General features: G+C 62.1%; 21 protein-coding genes. 3 read left to right on the top strand and 18 right to left on the bottom strand.

Going from position 1 to position 12,420, the window contains the following annotated elements; genetic code table 11:
• Positions 1-20: 20 nt before the first annotated feature.
• The 18 genes from terL to EKK97_RS13910 all read right to left on the bottom strand — a co-directional run bounded on the left by terL (position 21) and on the right by EKK97_RS13910 (position 10,279).
• Positions 21-1,676, bottom strand: coding sequence for a phage terminase large subunit (gene terL, locus EKK97_RS13995; protein ID WP_159552754.1), 1,656 nt, complete (start codon positions 1,674-1,676; stop codon positions 21-23).
• The gene (locus EKK97_RS13990) at positions 1,677-2,246 is read right to left on the bottom strand and encodes a terminase small subunit (RefSeq protein ID WP_159552752.1); all 570 of its coding nucleotides are present in this window, start codon (positions 2,244-2,246) and stop codon (positions 1,677-1,679) included.
• A gap of 4 nt (positions 2,247-2,250) precedes the next feature.
• Complete coding sequence (locus tag EKK97_RS13985; protein ID WP_159552750.1) at positions 2,251-2,745, bottom strand: 3TM-type holin; 495 nt, start codon at positions 2,743-2,745, stop codon at positions 2,251-2,253.
• A gap of 28 nt (positions 2,746-2,773) precedes the next feature.
• Positions 2,774-3,100: a phage holin, lambda family gene (locus EKK97_RS13980; RefSeq protein WP_159552748.1), complete on the bottom strand. Its 327-nt coding sequence runs from the start codon at positions 3,098-3,100 to the stop codon at positions 2,774-2,776.
• Between the two features lie 65 nt (positions 3,101-3,165).
• The gene (locus EKK97_RS13975) at positions 3,166-3,795 is read right to left on the bottom strand and encodes a glycoside hydrolase family 19 protein (RefSeq protein WP_159552746.1); all 630 of its coding nucleotides are present in this window, start codon (positions 3,793-3,795) and stop codon (positions 3,166-3,168) included.
• Between the two features lie 241 nt (positions 3,796-4,036).
• Positions 4,037-4,477 carry a hypothetical protein gene (locus EKK97_RS13970; RefSeq protein ID WP_159552743.1) on the bottom strand — a complete coding sequence of 147 codons (441 nt, stop codon included), beginning with the start codon at positions 4,475-4,477 and terminating at the stop codon, positions 4,037-4,039.
• Positions 4,456-4,614 (bottom strand): hypothetical protein, encoded by a 159-nt coding sequence (locus EKK97_RS13965; protein ID WP_159552741.1) that lies wholly within the window; start codon positions 4,612-4,614, stop codon positions 4,456-4,458. The genes EKK97_RS13970 and EKK97_RS13965 overlap by 22 nt, the downstream gene beginning before the upstream one ends.
• 34 nt (positions 4,615-4,648) lie before the next feature.
• Positions 4,649-5,134: a RuvC family protein gene (locus EKK97_RS13960; RefSeq protein WP_159552739.1), complete on the bottom strand. Its 486-nt coding sequence runs from the start codon at positions 5,132-5,134 to the stop codon at positions 4,649-4,651.
• Positions 5,131-5,568 carry a DUF968 domain-containing protein gene (locus tag EKK97_RS13955; RefSeq protein ID WP_159552737.1) on the bottom strand — a complete coding sequence of 146 codons (438 nt, stop codon included), beginning with the start codon at positions 5,566-5,568 and terminating at the stop codon, positions 5,131-5,133. The genes EKK97_RS13960 and EKK97_RS13955 overlap by 4 nt, the downstream gene beginning before the upstream one ends.
• Positions 5,565-5,753 (bottom strand): hypothetical protein, encoded by a 189-nt coding sequence (locus EKK97_RS13950; protein WP_159552735.1) that lies wholly within the window; start codon positions 5,751-5,753, stop codon positions 5,565-5,567. The genes EKK97_RS13955 and EKK97_RS13950 overlap by 4 nt, the downstream gene beginning before the upstream one ends.
• A 256-nt stretch (positions 5,754-6,009) precedes the next feature.
• Positions 6,010-6,513 (bottom strand): hypothetical protein, encoded by a 504-nt coding sequence (locus tag EKK97_RS13945; protein ID WP_159552733.1) that lies wholly within the window; start codon positions 6,511-6,513, stop codon positions 6,010-6,012.
• Positions 6,510-6,797, bottom strand: coding sequence for a hypothetical protein (locus EKK97_RS13940; RefSeq protein ID WP_159552731.1), 288 nt, complete (start codon positions 6,795-6,797; stop codon positions 6,510-6,512). Before EKK97_RS13940 ends, EKK97_RS13945 begins: the two co-directional genes overlap by 4 nt.
• Entirely contained in the window at positions 6,784-7,101 is a 318-nt protein-coding gene (locus EKK97_RS13935; RefSeq protein ID WP_159552729.1) for a hypothetical protein, read from the bottom strand. Before EKK97_RS13935 ends, EKK97_RS13940 begins: the two co-directional genes overlap by 14 nt.
• Complete coding sequence (locus tag EKK97_RS13930; RefSeq protein ID WP_159552727.1) at positions 7,098-7,397, bottom strand: hypothetical protein; 300 nt, start codon at positions 7,395-7,397, stop codon at positions 7,098-7,100. The genes EKK97_RS13935 and EKK97_RS13930 overlap by 4 nt, the downstream gene beginning before the upstream one ends.
• A gap of 2 nt (positions 7,398-7,399) precedes the next feature.
• Positions 7,400-8,791 carry a replicative DNA helicase gene (gene dnaB, locus EKK97_RS13925; protein ID WP_159552725.1) on the bottom strand — a complete coding sequence of 464 codons (1,392 nt, stop codon included), beginning with the start codon at positions 8,789-8,791 and terminating at the stop codon, positions 7,400-7,402.
• The gene (locus EKK97_RS13920) at positions 8,788-9,708 is read right to left on the bottom strand and encodes a replication protein (protein ID WP_159552723.1); all 921 of its coding nucleotides are present in this window, start codon (positions 9,706-9,708) and stop codon (positions 8,788-8,790) included. The genes dnaB and EKK97_RS13920 overlap by 4 nt, the downstream gene beginning before the upstream one ends.
• A gap of 2 nt (positions 9,709-9,710) precedes the next feature.
• The gene (locus tag EKK97_RS13915) at positions 9,711-9,911 is read right to left on the bottom strand and encodes a hypothetical protein (protein WP_159552721.1); all 201 of its coding nucleotides are present in this window, start codon (positions 9,909-9,911) and stop codon (positions 9,711-9,713) included.
• A gap of 155 nt (positions 9,912-10,066) precedes the next feature.
• Entirely contained in the window at positions 10,067-10,279 is a 213-nt protein-coding gene (locus EKK97_RS13910; RefSeq protein WP_159552719.1) for a transcriptional regulator, read from the bottom strand.
• Between the two features lie 109 nt (positions 10,280-10,388).
• Here EKK97_RS13910 and EKK97_RS13905 point away from each other — a divergent pair, with 109 nt between their 5' ends.
• From EKK97_RS13905 to EKK97_RS13895, 3 genes are all read left to right on the top strand, one after another.
• Complete coding sequence (locus EKK97_RS13905; protein ID WP_159552717.1) at positions 10,389-11,099, top strand: XRE family transcriptional regulator; 711 nt, start codon at positions 10,389-10,391, stop codon at positions 11,097-11,099.
• Positions 11,096-11,776: a hypothetical protein gene (locus tag EKK97_RS13900; protein ID WP_159552715.1), complete on the top strand. Its 681-nt coding sequence runs from the start codon at positions 11,096-11,098 to the stop codon at positions 11,774-11,776. Before EKK97_RS13905 ends, EKK97_RS13900 begins: the two co-directional genes overlap by 4 nt.
• A gap of 167 nt (positions 11,777-11,943) precedes the next feature.
• Positions 11,944-12,321, top strand: a complete 378-nt coding sequence (locus EKK97_RS13895; RefSeq protein ID WP_159552713.1) for a helix-turn-helix transcriptional regulator — start codon at positions 11,944-11,946, stop codon at positions 12,319-12,321.
• Positions 12,322-12,420: the final 99 nt, after the last annotated feature.

Below are 12,420 nucleotides of genomic sequence, written 5' to 3'. Positions count from 1 at the left end.
TTTGGTGTCTTCGCTCATCGTCATACCCAGTTGAAGCCGCCGGCGCCGCCCTGGATGAGCTCGCGGTCGATGGCATCCATGATCGTGTCCACGATGTCGTCGTGGTCGTGGCTGTCGTCAGCCGAGAAGTCGGCGAACTCGGATAGGGCGGTCACCACCCAGTCGGTACCGGCAGCAGGCGTGCCGTCGTGGTAGCAGACCCGGCTGATCTTGTTGCCCTCGGCGTCGTGCGTGGCCGGGATGAAGACCTGGCCGCTCTTGATCTGCGGGACGCAGTTCAGCGCCCGGACCAGCTTGTTCTGATCGGCACCTCGAGGAATCTCCACCACCGGGATCTGCAACAGCTTCTCGCCGGGCTTGGGCTTCTTCTTGAGGGTGGTGATCAGGCCTTGGCCGGCCTGCTTGTCCTCGATGCCCATATGGCGCAGCGGCATCGGCTGCCGGTGGTCGAACGGCCGCCACTTGGCCCACAGCTCGCGGGCCTTGTCGAGCAGCTCCTCGGGGTCCCAGCGGCCGCGCACGACGTCGATGACGTAGAGGTTGCCGTCGTCCTTGCCCACGCCGACCAGGGTGAACACGGTGTAGTCGAGGTAGTCGCCGACCTTGCCGCTGTTGGTGTCGACGTACACCGCCCGATGGCTGAGCCGGGGCAGGGTGGTGTACTCCTGGAACCATGACGTCTCGAACACGCCGCCCGTCAGCTCGTGGGGCTGCTGCTGGTACTGCGACATGAAGACGTACAGGTCGCGCTCCCACAGCGCGATGAGGTCGTCCACGGTCTCCTTGGCGGGCCAGTACGACCAGTAGCGCGTGCCGTTCACTACCCGGCTGGGCGAGTCCTTCACGTCGGCCCAGCACAGTTCGCGGATGTCCTCGGGCAGGCTCTCGATGTACTCCTCATCGACCAGCGCCGGGATGTTCACGTGATCGAAGTCCATGCCGAGCTTGCCGCTCAGGGCGAAACCGCTGGCATCCTCGGTGTGCAGCCGCTGCTGAACGATGATCACCGGCGTCGTGGGCAGGGCCCGGCGAGAGCGCACGGTGTTGACCAGCATCTGGTTGGAGTTGGACCGCTTCACGTTGGAGAGCATGTCCACCGGCTTCTGCGGGTCGTCCAGCATGATGTGGCCGGAGTAGCCGGGCACCATGTACCCACCCCGGGCGCCAGTGACCTGGCCGGCCAGTGATCGGGCGAACGCCTGGAAGCTGACCTTGCCCTGCTCGTTCAGCAGAGTGAAGTTCTCGGCGTTGGTCCGTCCGAACGCCCGCGGCCACAGCTCCTGGAACTCGGCGCTGCCCAGCAGGGCCTTGACCCGGTTGGCGTGCTCGGTGACCAGGGCCTTCGAATACGAGAGCTGCAGGATCCGCACGCGGTCGAAGTTCACGCTGGCGAAGGCCGGCAGGAAGATGCACCAGGCTTCCGACTTCGAAGAGCCGGGCGGCTGGTTGACCACCACGTTGGTGCGCTCGCCGACCAGGACGTCATAGAACACCCGGCCCACGTAGACGTGGTGCCAGTTGCTCAGGAACTGCTGGCCCTGGTCATAGCGGAACCAGATGCGGGTGAACACGTTGCGGTAGATCGACTCGCGCGCCGTATCCAGGCCATGGCGGAAGGGCTCGCACGCCCCCTTGATCCGAGCCTTGACCTCGGGCGGCGTGTCTTCCCAGTCCATTCAGAACCCCGAGATGAAGTCGTCTATCTCTTCTTTGGTAACCTTGTGTTCGTGCTGGATGGGGCCGCCACCAGGGGCGGAGTGCTCGTGCCGCTCGGTGAACATCTTCATGTGCTTACCGATCAGCTCAAGCGGCTTCACCTTGTCCGTCAGCTTGATCTTGTGGATGTACTCGACCTCGGGCTCTTCGTCGCCCATGCCGGGGATGGTCTTGGTGACGACCTCGATGCTGGCGATAGCCGCGGCGATGTCGTCGGGCAGGTCGGCAACGCTGCGGAGTTGTCCAGCAGGCGTGAACAGCTTGCGGATGTCGGAGAAGCCCAGGCGCCCCAGCTGCTGTAGAACATCATCGGAAGTGATCTGCGTCCGCTCTTGCTGCTTCAGCAGGCCATCATCTACTCGCCTGCGGATCTCAACATTTTTCAACAGCCGCTGACCTTGGGAGTACGCGGTTTTCGCACTATAGCCAGCACGCTCTGCCGCCTTGGTGGCGTTCTGGTCTACGAGATATTCATCGACGAATCGAGACTGCTTGGGGGTCAGCTCGACCGCCTCCGCAGTCTTGGTCATGTCGTTACCTCTTGATCCGATCCATAAACGTCTCCGCCACACCCCGACCAGAGAGCGTCTTGGTGATCTTCTCGGCAGAGCGCCCTGCGATGTACCCAGCCAGGCCGTACTGCACGATGTCGAACAGAGCCAGGACCATGGGCTCGCTCAGGTTGTCAGGCGTGAACCCGAGGAAGTGGGCGCCGACGAGGATGGAGAGCCAGAGCATGACGATCGGTCGCCAGTTGCGCTGCAGCCAGGACTCGCCCTGGACCTCAGCCGTAACGACTCTGGCTTGCGCGTCGATCAGGGCGCGTCTTGCCTCTGCCTCGATCTCGGCCAGCTTGGTAGCCGCTTCCGGATCGCGATGAATGGCCTCAGCGACAGCGTCAGGAGATGCCTCAACGCCAAGCGCACGAGCTGCCATGTGACCCACCACAGCACCACCTGGACCCGCCAGCGCAGCACCCACGGCAGGCGCCGCTTTGCCGATTGTTTGTGCGACATCGCTCCACCTCATGACGCGCTCCTGGCTTGAGTTGAAAGGGTTACTTGCCTACCCATTTTTCGATGAGCCGGCGCGCAACCGTGTCGGCATGGCGCCGGAACCAATCGACGCCGAGAAAGGCAATGGCCGCGCCAATCGCGACCGCCAGGTCTCTCGGCAACCCGAAATAGTCGAGCAGCGGGACCAGGGCGAGCGTCAGGCAGCCACACAGGACAGCCTCCAGGAGGCTCTTCACCGGCTTGCCGCCGGCATGGATGCCGCGGATCAGCGCAATGGCAAAGGCCAATCCCGCTGCGTACAGCGACGGCCAGAGGCTGGCGACGACCGATAACAGCCATCCCCAGTTGTTCGGGTCGCGTCCCGGCATGGGCGATTTCTCGTTTCGTAGGGCATTCATGGCGCACCTCTGGGGCGGGCCTGCGTACTCAAGGTTTATCTGTGATGGGCCAGGATGCGCTCGTAGCGGCGCTTTCTGTCGTCCAGGCCGTGGCGTCCACCGTTCACCTGCTTGGTGACGGTTATGATGTCGGCGCCCGGGGTAACCCGGTCGAGCCAGTACCAGGCTGCCGCCATCGCCCCATATCGGGGCATGGTGGCCAGCAGGTCGGGGTGGGTGATCAGCTTCAGGCCGGTGGCCTTGGCGCAGCGCGCGTAGTTCTCGCGACCAGTGAGCTGGATCGGTCCGCGGCCTCGGAACCGCCATCCATCTCCGGGCATGGTGTTGCCCATCCGGCCGCCGTAGGTGTGGTTGGCAAGCGCCTTGGGGTTCCGTGCGTATGGGGCGGCGGCCTCGAGCGTTGGGTACCGACGGGGCCACACTTCGGTAAGGCGCTTCGCCGTGTAGTTCATGTTCTCCTCGAGGCGCGTCAGGTCGCTGGACTCATGGCCGACCTGGGCCAGGAACATCGCCACTTCAGCCTTGTCGCGGATCTTCGCCCACGCCAGCGCCTCGCTCAGCTCATCCGCCCACTCTTCGACGTCTGGCGCGCCAGGCATGGCCGCACGCAGCAGATCGACAGACACGGCAGGGCGCGCCAGTTCGAGCTCGTCGTACCAGTGCATGGGCGCACCTCAGAAGAAAAGGCCCGCACGAACGGGCAAACGCCAGGCGGCGCTATCGCGAAATCAGGGGTGGCCGTCCGTGGCCGGGAGAACACGCATGGGGGTACGTGTGGGGTCTGCGTCTGGCGAGGGGCCAGAAACGCGAAAGCCCCGCCGGGGAGGGCAGGGCCTTTAAATCAAGGGCTGGAAGAGCGCATCTGGTCCAGCTTAGAAAATACGGTATCAATTGACCTTCAATTAGTCAAGCTGCATTTTTCAGGTCGTCACGCATTGCCCGGTTGGCCTCCCTGGCCACCCGCGCCACCGGTGCCATTGCCTCATCCTCGAGTTCGGAGATGATCCGCCCCAGCTGAGCCCATACCTGCTCCCAACCATCGCGCTGCCAGTTGTAGCTGACAATGGTCACGCCCACCCAGCCGGCGACGAACTCGCAGATCTCCAGGGGCTGCCACAGAGGCCTGCTGCCGTCCATGTCGTTGCGGTCCATCGCCAGCCGAGCCTGTACCAGGGCCTCGACGCGCTCTCGCCGCGCCTTGCGGTAGGTGGCCCATTCGGGAGTGGCCACGATATAGCGCGTCAGCACCGTATCGGCGACGTCATCCAGGTACTGGTTGGCCTCGCCGGTGTCTGCCAGGCAGAGCCAGTGGCCCACGGCAGCGATCACCGGCTGCTCGCGCTCCATGCGTCGGATGACGGAGTAGACCGGGTGTAGTGATCGCCGTAGCAGTTGCCGCCCTTGGCGCCGCTGGTCTGGACTTTGCTGCCGGCCTCGGCCAGGTCGGCGGCGGCCTGCGTCCTGATACCGGACTCGAAGGCCATGGCCCAGGCCACGCGGGGTTGTGATCGATGTAGCTCATTCGGCCTCCCGGGTCATCAGTTGGCGGCCGTACTCGGCCAGGCATACGGCGTCAGCAATGCCGTCTTGAGGGGTTCGGCATCGCCCGGGCATCAGGTCTACCAGCGGGTAGGCGCGATGCACGAATTCGATGGCTGCCGCCTTGTCCTTGGCCGTGCCTTTGAGCACCACCGCTTTCCATGTCTGGGGGGTGACCAATCGGTGAGGGATACCCATGGCCTCGAGCACGCCGAGCAGCTTCCCGAAGCCGGTGCCGAACGTGAACATCGAAGTGCCTCCTTGGGGCCGACCATTCACCCGGGCAGCGCCGACCTTCTCAACGATTACCAGCTCCGGGCCGACGCGGCGCAGCCACTGGGCCAGGTAGCGGCCGTCAATCTCCTTGCCGACCAATGGCATCGGCAGGCCACTGGCGCCGGTAGGCGTGATCAACGCCACGCCACCAGCTTTGCCCGGGTCTATCCCCACTACTGCCCGCATCACGCCACCTCTTTCGAGTCGATGAATGCCCAGGCCCGCAACAGGGCCTCTTTGATGTCGCCATCGAACTGGCGAACGCCAAGCGAGATGACATGCCGCAACCAGGTCGGCTGCCAGCGCTGCAGCTCGGGCGATTCGTGAATGGCCCGATGGCATGCGCGGCAGACCGGCATGGCGAATGAGTCGGGCGCCGTCATGCCCATGCCGGACAGGCCCCAGTGCAGACCGATGACGTGATGCGGATCACCACCGGGGCCGCCGCAGTTGCAGCAGGGAAGCGACTTGATCCAGCCGATGTAGGTCTCGCTGCGCCACTGCTCGTCATTTGCAGCCTTGGCCGGCCGGCGCTTCGGCGATGTGCGATTCATGGGCGTGCGTTTGAGCGGGGCGCCCTGGGCGAGAGGTGTCTTGCGCTTGAGTGTGCCGGAACGCTTCATGCAGCCTCCGTACGCTTCTCTGTTAGCCGCATTTCATCAAGCAGGCTGGGATTCAAATACGTGACCTCGCACCGAGCCAGGTCGCCAGATGGAAGCGCATCCGAGGTGTATGCCTGAACACCTTCCCGGCCCTCGTTGGGGTCGATGACGCTGTAGCCTTCGTCATCGAGGACCACCACTACCATGTGAAGCTTCCCAGGCAGGTTCAGGCTGGGTGTTGATACTAGGTATGTCCCAAAGAACGGGAACTCATGAAGGTTCCCGGTGGTGGGGTGTGGAATATTCCATGCTCAATGAGCACCGAAACCTCTTCCTTGATTCCTAGGGGGCGATCTCCAAACCGATCAATAAGTGAGTCGATAGACACGCCCGTCACCATGGCGAGGCAGGTATGAACACAGGTTCTCGGTGTCGGCTGCTGCAGTTTTCTGATTTTGATAGTCACGCTGCCTCCTTGTACTGGCTAGGATCCATGCCCTTGAGGTTCGGATCGGTCAGGCGAAAGCCCAGGCCGGTGAAGTGCGTCCACATGGCATCGAGGTACTCGCCCTTCTGCGCGGTGGTCATCAGCCGGGTTACCTGGAAGTCCAGCGGCTCCATCATCAGTTCGAGCTTCTCGGCGTAATCGCGCGGCCGGATGAGGCGGTCGTAAACCTCGCGGAAGGCCTCGCTATCACGGCGCAGGATCGGCACGCCGAAGTGCAGCTTGCAGTAGCCGCGGTACTCCTCGGCGGTCATGTCACCTTGGGCGGCGGCCTCTTTGCACCACTTCCGCTGGAGTTTGTTCTGCTCTTGGCTGCGGTGCTTCTCGCGCTTACGCACGATGACCTCGATCTCACCCCAACGTGTGATGGCTTCGGCCAGGATCCAGGGAAGCTTGGCTACGGCAGCCAGGGATTCCTGCAGGGTGCTGGCCCGGCTGACGTATTGCTTGGGCAGGGTCATGCCGGCAACTCCTGGTCCTGCTCAGTGGTGACGCTCTCGTCTTCGCCGCCGTCGATGCGCATCAGGTTGTGTTCAGCGACCGTGTAACCAACGCTCGGATCACTCGCCAAGTCGACACGCCAGGCGTCGCAGCTGAAGGTCGTTTGCCTCTCGCTCTCCCAGGTCCTATCTGGATGGATCGTGAAGGGCTGATTGGCCGGGATCTTCTCCACCGCCGTGCAAACGTGATTGGCCATATTCCCGCGCAGGATCAGTGCCAGACATCCAGGCTCAATGGGCTTCATGGGGCACCTCCCCAGCCAGGTACCGTTCCAACACCGCCAGCCGCTCGTCTGGTATGGCGTGCTTGGCCATATCCCAGTTGCGAATGACCATGGGCCGAAAGCCTATAGCTGTAGATAGGGCTGAAATTGAGCCGGCTTTCTTCAGCGCCTTGGCCAGAACTTTGCGGCGGCGCTGCTTCTCCTCGCCCGAGAGATTGAACCGGCGGTTGATGTGCGGGCAGGGCTTGGCGTTCGGGCCGCTGCCCGGGGCTGGGAACAGCTCGGCGGGCGTCTTCTTGCCCTGTTCGTAGGCGGTGAGTTTCATGCCGCAGCACCTCCATCCCAATCCGGCACCAGCCGGTACTCATGCGGGCGGGCCGCACCCTTGCCCGGTACCTCGCGGCTGACAATCGTCACGCCCAGGCCACGCAGTTCACGGATGCGGGCTGAGATGGCGGCATGGCTGTCCATGCGCTGGAAGCGGCTCAGGATGGCCTCGCCGATCTCGTGGAGTTGCATCCAGTAGGTGGCATCGCGCAACACCATGTGCACGCGGCCGAGCTGGCCCTCTGGGTTCTCCAGACGATTGGGGCTGGGCTTGATTTGAGTGACGGTTCCCATGATCAAAACTCCGCCATGGCCGACTTGCGCCGCGGCGCTTCCGGCACGGGTGGTTGGGATAGCTCGTGGATCTTCTCAGCAGACAGATCATCGAAGCGGTTAAGCTCGAGCCTGGCGGCGGTGTAAACCGTGCCCAGGCGCCCCTCGCGCTGCTTGCCGATGATGATTTCGCCAACGCCCTTGCTGCGCTGGTCGTTCTCGTCGTAGACCTCGTGGCGGTACAGGAACAGGATCAGGTCAGCGTCCTGTTCGATCGCTCCCGACTCCCTCAGGTCGGACATGCGCGGCCGACGGTTCTTGAGGTCGCGGTTCTCGAGGTTTCGGTTGAGTTGGGAGAGCACGACGACCGGGCACTCCAGCTCTTTGGCAAGGGCTTTCATCGCGCGGCTGGCCTCGGCCACTTCCTGCTCACGGTTGCCGTGGCGGCCCTCGGCTTTCATCAGGCCCAGGTAATCGACCACCACGACGCCCATGTCACCCAAGTACTGCTTCCAGCGCTTGGCGGCGCCGCGGATCTGGCTGGGGGTGAGGGCGGGGCGGTCATCGATGACGAGCTGGGTGTCGTGCAGCAGCTGGTTGCCCGCGGTGTACTTATCCCAATCCCCGGCTTCCATCGTCGTGGGATCGCGCAGCTTGTCGAGCGGCAGCATGCCGGAAGCCGCCACCAGGCGCGTGGTGATTGCCTCGGAGCCCATCTCCATGGAGAAGATCATGGCCGGGCGCCGGTTGTGGGTCAGGACGGCGCGCAAGATGTTGAGCGAGAACGCCGTCTTCCCCATCGATGGGCGGGCACCTACGACGATCATCTCCCCGGCCTTCATACCCATGGTCATGCGATCGAGATCGGTGAGGCCGAACGACAGTCCCATGGAGGACTCTTCGCCGCTGCTCTTCCGCTCTACGGTATCGAGGAGTGACTTGAGAGCATCCTTGATCATCACGGCGCCTTTCTGCTCGCCACCGACCAGGGAGAGCAATTGACCCTGGGCCTTGTCGATCAGGTCGGAAAACGCTTCTCGGCTGGTTGTTGCCTCTTCGGTCAGATTGGCCAGGCTGGCGACCAGGCGGCGGCGCTGCGCCTTGTCCCTTACGATGCCGGCGTACACCTCGGCATTGGCTGCAGACGGGGTGTTCTTCGTAATCTCGGCGAGATAACCGACACCGCCGGCAGCGTTCAGGTGGCCGTGCTCTTCGAGGTGTTCGCTCACGGTGACGATGTCTGGCTTCACGCCCAGCCGGCAGGCGACGTGAACGATGGCGCTCCAGATGGCAGCATGGGCTGGGTCGTAGAAATCCCCGGCGCTCACGATGTCAGCGAGGCTATCGATCACCTTGCTGTTCAGCATGGCGCCGCCGATCACGGACTGTTCGGCTTCCAAGCTGAAATGACTCATTGGGCCATATCCTCGTGGTAGCTCAGCTCCATGATCTTGGTGAAGTTCGTCTTGTTGACGACCCAGTCGAGCTTGAACCAGCGATGGTCCTGCATCAGGAATTCGGATTTGCGCAGGAACTTGAAGAACCGGCCCCACCAAGCAATTCCCTCTTCGCGATTGGTGTACAGCGGCTTGCCAGTGCGCTCGTGCTTAATCGAGAACCCGGCCTTCCAGCGAGCAGCGAGGTTGCGCGCGCGCTCAGTTCCAGCCCACAGGTTTTTCGCGGGCTGCGGTTTTTCAGGCATGACCTCGCCCCAGAGATCAATGATCTCGTTGTGAGGGCAGTTCGGCAGGGCAGGAGCCTTCGGGCGTTTGATCGGGAAGTGATTCAGACGCAGATCGACAAGCGCGTTCGGCGCCAGCCGATGCGCTATGAATACGTAAGTATTCATATGAGTGTCTTTCTGTCTTTTGTGTGTCTCCGTTTTGCTGACATTTTGTGTCAGCATTTTGCTGACACTGTCAGCATTTTGTTTTTGCTTTGGAGCGGGTGCTTTTTTCTTCGGCTTCGCAGAGAAATCCCACTCGGCGTAATGCTTGTTGATGCCCAGCTTACGGCCATCCAGAACCAGAACGTGCATGTCGATCAGCTCGTTCTTGGCCTTGTTGACCATCTGACGGGGGAGCCCGGTATCAGCTGCAAGCTGGGTGTCGGCAATACGATCGAAGGACTTGTTGAACCCGTAGGTGCGGCGAATCACCGCATGAATGACACGCATCTGGCGGATCGTAACCGGGCACGTGTGGACGTTGTTGACCACCTCGTACAGCTCGTTGGCGATCCGGGTATATCCGTCTTCCACTTGAGGGCCCCTTGGTGTCTCGGCGGGCACCGACTCCGGTTCGTGTCCTGGCAGGTAGGCGACGTTGCTCATGATCACAGCTCCAGCTCGCGAGTCAGGCGAGCAATAAACTGGTCGTAGGTCTCGGTCATCACGATGCCGGCCGCCTCTCGGCCCTGGCGGATTCGTTTGGCGTTCTCGTACCACTGCCAGCGCTGCTGTTCGGGCAGGTGTCGAAACGACCGGTAGCTGGGCTCTGAATCTGCTATCGCCTTGCGGCAATCTGGTGGTTGCATTAAGATTTCCTCATCCATCGAATGGATTTGAAGCCCGGCATATGCTCCCCAGCAGCGCCGGGCTTCGCCGTTTACATTCCTGTACATCCGACCAGACCCATCGGGGTCGATGCTTCCTGGCCTATATCCGCTTATCCTTAAAAGCAGCTGGAAGGTCAGGCGGCATCAAGGCCTTCCAGCCGGGGACAAAGCTCGGAAGCCTTGATCTTTCCTTTGGTAATCCGCTCAGCCTTGAGCGCATTGAGTTCCGACACGCCATGCTTGCCACTCGCCCAGCCAGCAACGGTAGGCTGCGAGACGCCCATGGCTTTGGCGGTCTGGTCCTGCGTGCCAAAGAAGGAGATCAATCGAGAGATAGGTGAATCCATGGGGACGGCCTGTTCGGATAGGAATGCCTATATAGTAGGCACAGGAACTCCTTTTTGCAACGCTATAGGCTCGCCTATACTGTTGGCTGGTATGACCATCGGAGAAAGGGTGCGCCGCGCCCGCAAATACGCAGGCCTGACCCAGAAGCAGCTGGCCGAAGCTGTCGGTATCCGCCAGCCCACTCTGTCTGACCTCGAGAAGGGTGATTCCCGCAGTAGCGCCTACCTGGTGCAGATCGCGCGCGCCTGCAAGGTAAACGCTGACTGGTTGGCGACCGGCCGGGGCGAGATGGAGGCATCAAACAACGTCACCGAGCTACACCCCAAGCCTGTAAGTAGCGGCGACGATTTGGTAATACACGATACCGAGATCACGGAAGGGGAAGAGCCACTCCGCCCCGACGAGGTGGAGCTGCCGTACCTGCGCGAGGTCGAGTTCGCGGCCGGTGATGGCCGCACCCAGGTCATCGAGAACCACGGCCGTACCATGAAGTTCAGCCTGCCCAGGCTGCTCCGGGCAGGCGTCCAGCCTCATAACGCTGCCTGCGCCACGGCTTCCGGTAGCTCAATGGAGCCCACAATTGCCGATGGCAGCCCGATCGCGATCGATCGCGGCTGCACGCACATCATCGACGGCAAAATCTACGCGCTCGACCACGGCGGCATGCTCCGCATCAAGCGTCTTTACCGGCTTCCGCTGAACCGCGTCCGGCTCGTCAGCGACAACAGCGACGAGCACCCCGAAGAGGTTTACAGCATGATGGGGGACGAGGCGCCTCAGATCCTTGGGCGCGTGTTCTGGTGGGAGGTGTTCGATTGATCCGATTGGCAGCTGTGGCGGCATCATCGTTGTTAACGGTACTCCCTCCAGATGCCGTTGCCGGTGACTGGCTCGCACATGCCCGAGAGGGCTACATCGAGCAGGCAGTCGAGCTGAACAGCTACTCAGGTTTCTGTGAAAACGTTGCTCAGGCGGGATTCACTGCTGCCCTAAATGCACGTCGCGGCATCCCTTACCACCAGTCCCTTGCCAGGGCTCACGATGGTCAAAGCTACGATCATCCCCTGATAGACGAAAGCACCTTCATTGAGCACGCCGTCAATTTCGCCTACCAAGACGGCGGGAGCCATGATCTCGTCAGTGCCATTCTTGGGCAGCAATGCCGGCGTGGAGAGAGTGTGTTTGCAGAGGCTCTCCATGCCTACCAGCATGGACTGACGGCCCCTGACCCCACACCCGAAGAGGTTCTCGAGTTCGCCTGCCAGCGCGGCTATGGGCCGAAGGCCTATCTGCTACATCACTCTATGTACGAGGTAGGCCTTGGCGTTCCGCAGATCATGGAGCGCTCGATCTCCACCAGCCCCGTCATGACCCGTCAGATGCAGCGCGACCTGGTCGAGCACCTGGCCAGCGAAAGGTCAGCATCTGCTGAGGCAGCCAGAGAGTCGGTTACAGCCGACTGCATGGCCGAGAGAGGCATTTTCACCCGAAGATAAGTCCCAGGACCCCACGAGCCCGCCCATCGAGGCGGGTTTTTTTGTGACCGTAAGGTATAGACGCAAAAGCGGAATATAGGAATCGGGTAAAAAATATAGGGACACCTGTTGACGAGATAGATAGGTATGCCTATATTTGTGACATAGACAGAGAGCGAGGGGCAGACATGGAGATCACTTTCGGCAACTGGGCGGCACAGGTCGATGAGACCCGCGGAAGCCAGGGCCTGACTCCGATGGAAGCCCGTTACCTGCTCTGTGTCGTCAACGGCATGACGCAGAAGGAAGCAGCGAAGGCCACCGGCCGCCAGCCCAACACCGTGAAAAAGGGCCTCGAGCGTGCCTACGCCAAGCTTCGCGTCTCCCGGGCAACTGCCGCTGTGGCACGAGCCCAGGCGCTCGGATGGATCCGACCCGTTGCACGCACTCTTCTCTGCGCCGTGCTGGCCATAGCGATCGGTACCGGCGGAGAGGAAGGAATTCGGAGGGGAGGGCGGACGCATCGCCTGACTCGCCGGGAAACGGAAGTACAGATTTTCGCTTGAAGCAGTAGAGGTACCCGAGCCACCGGGCAATGTGGCCGACGCTTCGACGCCCCAAACGTCTGACACATAGGGGTAGCGGCTCGGAAGAGCCCCGCAGAA

It is taken from the genome of Billgrantia tianxiuensis (assembly GCF_009834345.1).
GTDB classification, from domain to species: Bacteria; Pseudomonadota; Gammaproteobacteria; order Pseudomonadales; family Halomonadaceae; genus Halomonas; species Halomonas tianxiuensis.
Note: the sequence above shows the minus strand (reverse complement) of the source record. Positions and strands in the feature narration are given on the sequence as shown.

Coding starts and splice junctions, on each gene's coding strand:
- EKK97_RS13990 (WP_159552752.1), bottom strand. CDS start 2,246: ATGACCAAGACTGCGGAGGCGGTCGAGCTGACCCCCAAGCAGTCTCGA.
- EKK97_RS13945 (WP_159552733.1), bottom strand. CDS start 6,513: ATGACCCTGCCCAAGCAATACGTCAGCCGGGCCAGCACCCTGCAGGAA.
- EKK97_RS13975 (WP_159552746.1), bottom strand. CDS start 3,795: ATGCACTGGTACGACGAGCTCGAACTGGCGCGCCCTGCCGTGTCTGTC.
- terL (WP_159552754.1), bottom strand. CDS start 1,676: ATGGACTGGGAAGACACGCCGCCCGAGGTCAAGGCTCGGATCAAGGGG.
- EKK97_RS13955 (WP_159552737.1), bottom strand. CDS start 5,568: ATGAAGCGTTCCGGCACACTCAAGCGCAAGACACCTCTCGCCCAGGGC.
- EKK97_RS13920 (WP_159552723.1), bottom strand. CDS start 9,708: ATGAGCAACGTCGCCTACCTGCCAGGACACGAACCGGAGTCGGTGCCC.
- EKK97_RS13895 (WP_159552713.1), top strand. CDS start 11,944: ATGGAGATCACTTTCGGCAACTGGGCGGCACAGGTCGATGAGACCCGC.
- EKK97_RS13930 (WP_159552727.1), bottom strand. CDS start 7,397: ATGGGAACCGTCACTCAAATCAAGCCCAGCCCCAATCGTCTGGAGAAC.
- EKK97_RS13970 (WP_159552743.1), bottom strand. CDS start 4,477: ATGGAGCGCGAGCAGCCGGTGATCGCTGCCGTGGGCCACTGGCTCTGC.
- EKK97_RS13915 (WP_159552721.1), bottom strand. CDS start 9,911: ATGCAACCACCAGATTGCCGCAAGGCGATAGCAGATTCAGAGCCCAGC.
- EKK97_RS13935 (WP_159552729.1), bottom strand. CDS start 7,101: ATGAAACTCACCGCCTACGAACAGGGCAAGAAGACGCCCGCCGAGCTG.
- EKK97_RS13950 (WP_159552735.1), bottom strand. CDS start 5,753: ATGGTAGTGGTGGTCCTCGATGACGAAGGCTACAGCGTCATCGACCCC.
- EKK97_RS13985 (WP_159552750.1), bottom strand. CDS start 2,745: ATGAGGTGGAGCGATGTCGCACAAACAATCGGCAAAGCGGCGCCTGCC.
- EKK97_RS13910 (WP_159552719.1), bottom strand. CDS start 10,279: ATGGATTCACCTATCTCTCGATTGATCTCCTTCTTTGGCACGCAGGAC.
- EKK97_RS13940 (WP_159552731.1), bottom strand. CDS start 6,797: ATGAAGCCCATTGAGCCTGGATGTCTGGCACTGATCCTGCGCGGGAAT.
- EKK97_RS13965 (WP_159552741.1), bottom strand. CDS start 4,614: ATGGCCTTCGAGTCCGGTATCAGGACGCAGGCCGCCGCCGACCTGGCC.
- dnaB (WP_159552725.1), bottom strand. CDS start 8,791: ATGAGTCATTTCAGCTTGGAAGCCGAACAGTCCGTGATCGGCGGCGCC.
- EKK97_RS13980 (WP_159552748.1), bottom strand. CDS start 3,100: ATGCCGGGACGCGACCCGAACAACTGGGGATGGCTGTTATCGGTCGTC.